The organism is Collinsella sp., from assembly GCF_052346665.1.
Lineage (GTDB): Bacteria > Actinomycetota > Coriobacteriia > Coriobacteriales > Coriobacteriaceae > Collinsella.
The window spans coordinates 42,045-51,329 of sequence record NZ_DAWDUX010000011.1 but is presented as its reverse complement, the minus strand read 5'-3'; the positions used below and the strand labels follow the sequence as shown (position 1 = coordinate 51,329).

Sequence of the window (9,285 nt, the reverse complement as noted above, 5' to 3'; positions counted from 1 at the left end):
AACCTCGATACCAGCTGGTATGCCGTCGAGTGCGCAGCCGATGGCGGGGGAGTGGGATTGCCCGAAGATGGACAGCTTCAATATGTTGCCGTAGACGGAAGCCATGGGCACCTCCTAGAAATAGCGCGTTTTGGTGCAATTGGGGTACGTCTCCAATTGCACCAAACGTTACTCGTCGAAGAGCTCGACGTCGCCGCTGAGCAGGCGGTAGTGGTCGAAGAACGCGGGATAGCTCTTGTTCACGGCCTCGGCGTCCTCAATTTCGACGGGGCCGTCGCAGCGCACGGCGGCGATGGCGGCCATCATGGCGATGCGATGGTCGTTATGACTGTTCACGCGTCCGCCCGCGAGGCGCTCCCTGCCCTCGATGACCAGGCCATCTCCCTCTACGCGAACGTCCGCGCCCAGCTTGCAGAGCTCCTCAGCGGTGGTGACGAGGCGATTGGACTCTTTGAGTACCAGGCGGGCGCAGCCGGTGAGGCGCGTGGTGCCCTCGGCGCAGGCGGCTACCGCCGAGAGAACAGGGACGAGGTCGGGAATGTCGTGCGCGTCGAGCTCGATGCCGCGCAGACGGTCCGGACGGATGGTCGCCGTCCGCGCGTTGCGCTGGCCCTTTGCCCCAAAGAGCATGAGGGCGGCGTTAATGGCGCGATCGCCCTGGATGGAGTTGGACGAGACGCCGCGCACCGTGACGGAATGCTTGCCAAGCGCGCCCGCGCACAGCCAGAATGCGGCGTTCGACCAATCTCCCTCGACCGCGATGACGCCGGGCGTACGGTAGCCCTGGCGTGCCACGCTGAATACCGTGAGGGGAAGGCCGCCGGGCGTGGCGCCCTCTTCGATGCTCACGTTGACGCCAAAGGAAGAGAGGACATCGATGGTGAGGTCGACGTAGGGACGGCTCTCGAGCGTACCGGTTACGGCGACCTGGGTGTCACCGTCAAGAAGGGGTGCGGCGAGCAGCAGACCCGAGATGTACTGGGAGCTCACGTTGCCGGGTAACTCGAAGCGACCCGGGCGCATGCGACCCGTCTCGCGTAGGGGGAAGCCCCCCATGCCTTCAAGGGTGCAGCCTGCCGCCATGAGCTCGTCGGAGAGCGGAGCCAACGGGCGCTGTCCCAGGCGTCCTGCGCCCACGAACGTGGCGTCGGCTCCCAGCGCGCAGGCCACGGGCAACATGAAGCGCAGGGTGGAGCCGGATTCGCCGCAATCGAGCGTGCCGCCGGCGAGTGCGCGCAACAGCCCGTGTTCGAGGCTCTTGGGCATGGGGTGGATCTCGTAGCCTCCCTCGATGAGGGTGATGCGGGCGCCGAGCGCGGTGAGGCACCGAATGGTCGCGTCGATGTCCGCGCACGTGGTGTCGCAGGCAACGCGCGTGACGCCGTTGGCGAGGGCGGCGGCGATGATGATCCGGTGCGCCATCGACTTCGAGGCGATGGCGGGGACGGTGCCGGAGAGCGGTTTGGGGTTGATTCGGGCGAGCATCCATCCTCCTTAGTTTTGAGATTGCGGGTCGTATGAGCGGGCGTCGATGTGATCGGCGTTCGCGGTGTTGAGCTCCGTCTCCCGTTCCCGGGCGGGAGGCTCTTCATCGAGCTGTTTCTTGAGCGCATGCGTGCAGGCGAGCCCCACCTCGAGGATGCGGCGGAACTCATCGAGGGGCGTGGGCGCCAGGGACGCGGCACCGACGCCGCGTGGCACCACAAGGTCAATCGAGGAGCCGGCGCGCTTCTTGTCGTGGAGTGCCTCCGCATACACCTCGTCGGCGCTAGCGTCGAACGCAAGTGAGAGCCCATGGCGTACCAGGAGGGAAGCCAGGCGCTCGGGGACGTCTTCGGGGCAAATCTCCGCGGTCACACTTGCGCTGGCGATGGCGACCATGCCGATGCCCACGCAGGTTCCGTGGCCCATGCGGTACTGCTCGGCGGCCTCGACACCGTGGCCGATGCTATGACCAAAGTTCAGCAGTTTGCGCAAACCGCTCTCGCGCTCATCTTCCACGACTACGGCACGCTTGATGTCGATGTTGCGGGCGATGAGCCAGGCCACGCGCGACAAGTCTTGTTTGAGCAATGCGGGCGTGAGCGGGGTGAGTTCAAGCTCCTCGAAGAGCTCGGCATCGGCGATCATGGCGTGCTTGATCACCTCGCCGCATCCGTCGGCAAACTGGCCATCGCAGAGCGTGCCCAGGCATCCCACGTCGGCGATGACGGCGCGCGGCTGCCAGAACGCGCCGGCGAGGTTCTTGCCGTGTGCAAGGTCAATGGCGGTCTTGCCGCCCACGGACGAGTCGACCATGGCGAGCAACGTAGTGGGTACCTGCACGAACGCGATACCGCGCATGTAGGTAGCTGCGGCGAAGCCCGCCATGTCGCCCACAACGCCGCCGCCGAGGGCGATGATGACGTCACGCCGTGAGAGCTGTTCCTCAGCCGCCCGTTCGAGCAGCGTCGACAGCGTCTCCATGCGCTTGTGCTCTTCGCCTGCCTCGAAGGTCTCGAGAGAGGTGGCGAATCCCGCCGCCTCGAGGCCGTCGATCACGGGAGCGGCGTAGAGGGGGCCCACGTTGGAGTCGGTGATGACGAGTGCGCGCTCGGCGGCCTCCACCACGGAGCGCGTGATCTGCCCAACTTGCTCGAGCAGGAAGGTACCCACATGCACTTGGTAGGGTTGAGGAGTGTCGATATCGAGCGTGTAGGCGGGAATCGCCATGTTGTTCTCCTTACGTGCCGGGGCCCGGGCCCTCAGGGGCTTGGGGCCGGTGGATGAAAGCCGGAAGCGGGGCGGGTTACATCCGCTCCCCTTCGTCGTCGAGCGCGCGTTTGATGCGGTCACCATCTGCGAGCAGGGCCTCGAGTGCATCTCGGTCGCGATCGACGAGCGCGCGACGCACGTCTTCGAGGTTACGCTGGAGCGTCGCGATCTCATACGCGAGGCTATCGGCATCCTCAATCATGAGCTCGGACCACATATGCGGATTGAGGTGCGCCACGCGCGTGAGATCCCGGTAGCTGCCGGCCGAGAACCCGTGGTGCTCCTGCGCCGTGGGGCTCTTGACGTAGGCGTTGCTCACCACATGGGCGAGCTGGCTCGTGAAGGCGATCACCCGGTCGTGCGCGGCCGGCGTGGTTACGGAGAACCTCCCGAATCCGCAGGGAGCGAGCAGGTCGTGGATGCGGTCGAGCATGTCGAGCCGATCGATGTCGCTCAGCTCGGGTGGTGTGAGCACCACGGGCGCACCGTTGAACAGGTCGGCATGCGCATAGGCGAATCCGGAGAACTCGGTTCCCGCCATGGGATGCGCGCCACAAAACGAAAAACCGTGCTTGGCGGCGATGTCGAACGCCTCGGAGCATACATGGCCCTTTACACCAGCGGCGTCGATAACCATAGGGGCCTTGCCACAGCGTGCAAGTTCGCCGAGCTCCTCAGCGTGGCTGCGCAGCCAATCCAGGCAGGCGTCGGGGTATGCCGCGAGGATGATCAAGTCGCACGCCGCTAGGTCGTCGTGGGTGCGGAGGAATCCGGCGAGGACATCGATACGCGCGATGGCGAGCGTGTCGGCGTCCACGTCCCATGCGCGGACGGGCCAGCCCGCCGCAGCATAGGCTCGGGCGAAGCTGCCGCCGATGAGGCCGAGGCCCACAATGCCTATGGTCGGATTCGCGACGGTGTCACGTACGTCTTCGTCAACGTTCAGTTCGGTTTGGTTCATGGGGAGCCTACGCCTCCTCGCGAGCCATGTCGGCCACGACTGAGCGCACGGCGTGGATGCGCTCCATGGCACGGTCGAATTGATCGGGGGTGAGGGCCTGCGCTCCGTCTGACCATGCATTGGCAGGATCATCGTGCACCTCGATTTCGAGCGCGTCCGCTCCCGCCGCGGTCGCAGCGAGCGCCATGGGCTCCACGTAGCGGGTGTAGCCGGTGGCGTGGCTGGGATCTGCCACCACGGGCAGATGCGTGAGTTCGTGCAGCGCGGGCACGGCGTTAAGGTCGAAGGTGTTGCGCGTCCGTGTCTCGAACGTGCGAATTCCGCGTTCGCAAAGCATGACATTGTCATTGCCCTCGCTCATGATGTACTCGGCCGCCATGAGCAATTCGTCAATAGTGCCGGCAATACCGCGTTTAAGCAAGACGGGCGTAGTGGTTCGACCTACTTCCTTGAGCAGGCTGAAGTTCTGCGCGTTGCGGGCGCCGATCTGCATGACATCGATACCGCGATCGACGAACAGCTCGACGTCGCGCACGTCCATGACCTCGGTCACGATGGGCATGCCCGTTTCCGCCTTGGCCTCGAGCAAAAGATCAAGTCCGTGCTCTCCCATGCCCTGGTACGCGTACGGGGAGGTACGGGGCTTATACGCGCCGCCGCGGAGCATGGTGGCACCTGCGGCCTTGCAACGGCGGGCGATACGAATGAGGTTCGGCCCTTCGACGGAGCACGGACCGGCGATGACCTGGAAGTTGCCTCCGCCGACCATGGCACCACCGCAGTTCACGACCGTGTCGGTAGGGTGAAATTTGCGGTTTGCCTTTTTGAAGGGTTCCGACACGCGTTGAACGCGTTGAACGACGTCCATGGACTCGAGCAGAAACGGGTCGATCTTGGTGGTGTCGCCCACGAGCCCGATGATGGTCTCGTTTTGGCCGCGGCTTACGTGCGCCGTGAGACCCTTGCCCTCGATCCAGGAGACGATACGGGTTACGGCGTCTTCCGAGGCGTTTTTGCGCAGGATTGCAATCACGTGCTGGTCCTTTCGGTTTCAAGCAGCCGGAGGTGCCGGCAGAGTATATGGAAGTTTACATTTGAGTGTACCTGACTTGACCGCGTGCGATTCGAGGGCGTGCGCGGTGAACCAAATGGTTACATGGGCGACAAATCTCGTGCTGTCCGCTAACCTCGGCGGCCTTGGGGCTCATGCGCGTGACGAAGGGCGGTGAAGGGCGGCGAATCTTAAAGATTCTCTATTCCGGGCACCGCCATGTGCTGCCTTGGGTATAATGCTTGCCGTTGCGCGCCATTAGCTCAGTGGATTAGAGCGTCTGCCTCCGGAGCAGAAGGCCGTAGGTTCGAACCCTATATGGCGCACCATTCTAATTTTCCTCGAACCCGTGTGGGTTCGAATCCCGGGGGTCGCGAGCGCTAGGCGCTCGTGGCCTTCGTCATATGAGTCGCCTCCGCGACGAACGAAGCGATGGGAGCGTATGAACACCATGGACGCCCAAAACCCCTTTGGCGAGCGCGGGCTCACCGCGTCCGAAGTCGAGGAGCGCATCGCAGCGGGAAAGGCGAACGTCAACACGGAGCTCAAGACCAAATCCGTCAAAGAGCTTCTCATCGAGAACATCTGCACCCTGTTCAACCTCATCAACGTCATCCTGGCGGCACTCGTCATCATCACGGGCGCGTGGAAGAACCTGACGTTTTTGGGCATCGTCTTCCTTAACACGGGAATCGGCGTGGTGCAGGCGCTCCGATCCAAGCGCATGGTCGACAAGCTCACGTTGCTTGCCTCAAAAAAAGCCACGGCCCTGCGTGACGGTGCACTCGTCGAACTCGACTTGGACCAGATTGTTCTCGACGACGTCATTCGCCTCGGGCGCGGCGACCAGATTCCCGCCGACGCCGTAGTGGTCGAGGGGGAGTGTCACGTCAACGAGAGCCTTCTCACCGGTGAGAGCAATCCCATCCATAAACGCTCGGGTGACGAGCTCATGAGTGGAAGCTTCATCGATGCGGGCCTGGTGGTGGCGCGTGTGATCCACGTCGGTGCCGACAACTACGTGGCGCGCATCAACAATGAGGCGAAGTACGTGAAGAAGGTCAACTCCGAGATCATGAACGCGCTCAACGCCATCGTTCGGTTCGCGAGTGTGTTCATGGTCCCAATTGGCATCGCGTTGTTCTGTGCGAGTGCGAATAGTGCATATCGTGCCTGGTGCGCCCTTGACCCGAATTCCTTCTCGACCATTATGGGCTGGCTTACGTCTGGTGAGTCCTGGAGCGCCATCTCGGCGGCGATCCTCTCCACGGTCGGCGCCTTGCTCGGCATGATTCCGCAGGGGCTCGTGCTGCTCACCTCGTCTGTCCTCGCCATTGCCACCATTCGACTGGCCAGGCGCAAGGTGCTTGCCCAACAGCTCTACTGCATCGAGACGCTGGCGCGCGTGGACGTGCTTTGCCTGGACAAGACGGGTACCATCACTTCCGGCCGAATGGAGGTCGAGGGTACGTACCTCGCCGAGTCCGATGGATCGGTCGTCGCCTGCTCGCGCGAAGATGGCGCCAAGCTCCCGGCAGGGGCGTCGCCCGATGCCGAGCGTATCGCCGCCCTCGATTGCGCGCTGTCCGGTATCGCTCGTGCGACCTCGGCAGATGCGAACGAGACCTGCACGGCGATCCTTGCGCGCTACGCCGATGAGACCGCGGTGCCGCGGGCCGTTCGCACTGTGGCGTTCTCCTCTGCCAAAAAGTGGAGTGGAGCCACGTTGGTGGTGGGGGACCAGGAGCTTTCGTACGTGATGGGCGCTGCTCAGTTCGTTTTGGCGTCCGGGGACTTTTCGCGTTTTGAGCCTGCCGTCAGCCGGCTTGCCTCGAGCTGTCGCGTGCTTGTGGTGGCGCGCGTGGACGGCTTCACCGACGAAGGCGACATGATCGGAGAGGCCCGTCCTTTGGGCTTCGTCACCATTCGCGATGAGATCCGTTCCTCCGCAGCCGAGACCATACGGTACTTCTGCGAGCAGGGCGTGACCTTGAATGTCATCTCCGGCGACGATCCGCGCACCGTTTCGTCCATTGCACGCGTGGTCGGCATCCCTGGCGCCGAGGCGTTTGTGGATGCAACGACGCTCGACACGTCCGCCAAGCTCGATGCCGCCGTCGACCGCTATCACGTCTTCGGCCGCGTGACCCCGCAGCAAAAGCGCGAGCTCGTGGTCGCCCTGCAGCGGCGTGGTCACACCGTCGCCATGACGGGCGATGGCGTGAACGACGTGCTGGCCCTCAAGGAGGCCGATTGCTCGGTGGCGATGGCCGCTGGATCCGACGCTGCTCGCAACGTCGCCGAGATCGTGCTCGTTGACAACGACTTCGCTGCCATGCCCGCCGTGGTTGCGGAAGGGCGTCGCTCCATTAATAACCTGCAGCGCTCCGCGGCGCTCTTCCTTACGAAGACGCTCTTCTCCATGGGTCTTGCGGCCATGTGCGTCATCGCTCCGCCGTATCCGTTCCAGCCCATCACCATGACGCTCATCAACTTCTTCTGCATCGGGTTCCCCAGCTTCGTGCTTGCGCTCGAGCCCAATCGGTCGCGCGTGCGCGGAAGCTTCCTCGTCAATGTGCTCAAGAAGGCCCTTCCCGCGGCTGTGGGTGTACTCGTCACCTCGTTGCTTTGCATCTTGTCTTCCCGAACGTTCGGCTTTGAACAGGGTTTGCTCTCCACCATGTGCGTCATCACCACCTGCTCGGTGGGTCTTTGCCTTATCTGGCGCATATCGGTGCCGTTCACTCTGCTGCGCCGTCTATTGTTCACGTTCGTCTCCGCCGGGATCGCCGTGGGCGTGGTCGTGTTTCCCAACTTTTTCTCCATCGCGCGGCTCACGGTGTGGAGCGCCGTTCTCACCGTGGTCTTCTCCATCCTTGGCTGCGGTATCTTCTACCGTCTGGCCGATCTCATGGAGCGCTCGCCAGAGCGCACCACGCGGCTCGCGACTGGTTTTGGTCGCGGTGTGCGCGTGAGCGTACGGCGTGGGGGCGCATCCCGATCCAGGCACGTGAGCTCGACGGGGAGCTCGCTGCGTCGCGTTGCGGCGGAGGTGCGGTCTCGGGCGCAGAAGCGCGCGGCGATGCGTGAGCTCGTCCGTGCCGAGGAACATGCCGAGGAGGGCGTCGAGCCCGCATCTCGAGCGCGGCATACGGGGAGCCCTGCTCGTCGTGACCGCGTGAAGGTGTCCGGTGGCAGTCCTTCTGTCCGGAAAAAGCGGTATCGTGTAGAACAGGCAAACGGCGGCATCCGCGTGAAGATGCCCAAGACCACCCGGAAGAAGGACCAGTGATCTGCCCCATCTGCAACGCCACCGTCAAGGACGGGTCGAACATGTGCCCTGCGTGCGGCGCCGACCTTTCGGTACCCGCTTCCTCTTCCGTCTCCGAGTTCATTTTTTGCGAGGGCTGTGGCGCCCGGTTGAATCCTCAGGACCGCACATGCCCTAAATGCGGGCGACCGGCACCGGGCATCCTCTCGCAGAATTCAGCCGCCTCCGACCTCGCCGCGGGTAAAACCGCGAGTTTTCCGCGTGTGACGTCCGAGATGATCGCGGAGGCCGTTCCAGCTCCTACGGGTGCGGGCATTCCCGATGTGCTCGCGCAGCCGTTCGACTCTGAGGCGACGAGCGTGATGAGTCTCGATGACATCGCGGGCGCGCAGGCCGCCTCTGGTGCGTCGGCACCTCGTGCCGCCGTGCGCAAGGCTTTACCGCTCGATGAGGTGGAGGCTGTGGAGGGGGACGACCCGTATGGCAGACCTCGGCGTGGGCGCTGGATCGCTCTCGTGGCCATGCTCGTGCTCGTCGCCGGTGGCGCGTGGTTCGTCGCGACCGATCCCATGGGCGTCATGCCTGGGTTCTATGAGTCCTTCGACCGCGCCGCGAGCGACATGTTCCCGAGCCGTCAGGTATCCCAGGACGAGGACGCAGAAGCTGCGGATGCCCAGGAGTCGGATGAGGGCGACGAGGACGGTCAGGAGCAGGTCAGCGATTCCACGGTCTCGGAGGCAGAGGCCTTTCAGCGGCTGAGTGCCATATATGCCCAGATCATCGCGTTCCAAGATGAGATCGGGCCCGTTGTCGACACGTATAACGGGCAATACCTCGCAAAGGATCTTGCCACGAGGCAGACTGCGGCGCAGGGTGCATATGATTTGCGCGACTCCATTCAGGCGATCCTTGATGAGCTCGATGGGCTCGAGCTGGCCGAGGACACCGCGTATAGTGAGGACGTCGATCATCTCAAGCAGCTCGCAACCTGGACGTATAACCGCGTGGACGTCCTGTGCCGTTCTTGGGATATCAACCTGGCACTACCCGATGGCGAGCGTCCCGCCGACCACCAGGATGAGATCTTGGCTCCGCTGCGCGGTGTCGAGAAAGTTAACGGCAAGGCGGTCGACGTCGTGCAGTTCGAGGAAAACGTGAACGCCTGGAAGCCGGTAGAGAAATAAAGCACCCAGCTCGTCAGGTGCGGTGCGTGGTATGATATTCCCTGTATGCAACGATGACAGGGGA

Annotated in this window: 6 protein-coding genes and 1 tRNA gene; 3 read left to right on the top strand and 4 right to left on the bottom strand. The window is 63.5% G+C overall.

Annotated elements, in window-relative coordinates; genetic code table 11:
- Positions 1-168: 168 nt before the first annotated feature.
- From aroA to aroF, 4 genes are all read right to left on the bottom strand, one after another.
- The gene (gene aroA / locus ACT8II_RS03340) at positions 169-1,485 is read right to left on the bottom strand and encodes a 3-phosphoshikimate 1-carboxyvinyltransferase (RefSeq protein ID WP_443812992.1); all 1,317 of its coding nucleotides are present in this window, start codon (positions 1,483-1,485) and stop codon (positions 169-171) included.
- A 9-nt stretch (positions 1,486-1,494) separates the two neighbouring features.
- Positions 1,495-2,712 carry a 3-dehydroquinate synthase gene (gene aroB, locus ACT8II_RS03335; RefSeq protein WP_199588909.1) on the bottom strand — a complete coding sequence of 406 codons (1,218 nt, stop codon included), beginning with the start codon at positions 2,710-2,712 and terminating at the stop codon, positions 1,495-1,497.
- Between the two features lie 76 nt (positions 2,713-2,788).
- Positions 2,789-3,715 (bottom strand): prephenate dehydrogenase, encoded by a 927-nt coding sequence (locus tag ACT8II_RS03330; RefSeq protein ID WP_302741804.1) that lies wholly within the window; start codon positions 3,713-3,715, stop codon positions 2,789-2,791.
- Positions 3,716-3,722: 7 nt separating this feature from the next.
- The gene (aroF, locus tag ACT8II_RS03325; protein ID WP_118653907.1) at positions 3,723-4,748 is read right to left on the bottom strand and encodes a 3-deoxy-7-phosphoheptulonate synthase; all 1,026 of its coding nucleotides are present in this window, start codon (positions 4,746-4,748) and stop codon (positions 3,723-3,725) included.
- A gap of 270 nt (positions 4,749-5,018) precedes the next feature.
- Here aroF and ACT8II_RS03320 point away from each other — a divergent pair.
- From ACT8II_RS03320 to ACT8II_RS03310, 3 genes are all read left to right on the top strand, one after another.
- Positions 5,019-5,095 (top strand) — tRNA-Arg (locus tag ACT8II_RS03320).
- A 113-nt stretch (positions 5,096-5,208) separates the two neighbouring features.
- Positions 5,209-8,058 (top strand): HAD-IC family P-type ATPase, encoded by a 2,850-nt coding sequence (locus ACT8II_RS03315; RefSeq protein WP_443812991.1) that lies wholly within the window; start codon positions 5,209-5,211, stop codon positions 8,056-8,058.
- Entirely contained in the window at positions 8,055-9,221 is a 1,167-nt protein-coding gene (locus tag ACT8II_RS03310; RefSeq protein ID WP_118653906.1) for a zinc ribbon domain-containing protein, read from the top strand. Before ACT8II_RS03315 ends, ACT8II_RS03310 begins: the two co-directional genes overlap by 4 nt.
- Positions 9,222-9,285 lie beyond the last annotated feature (64 nt).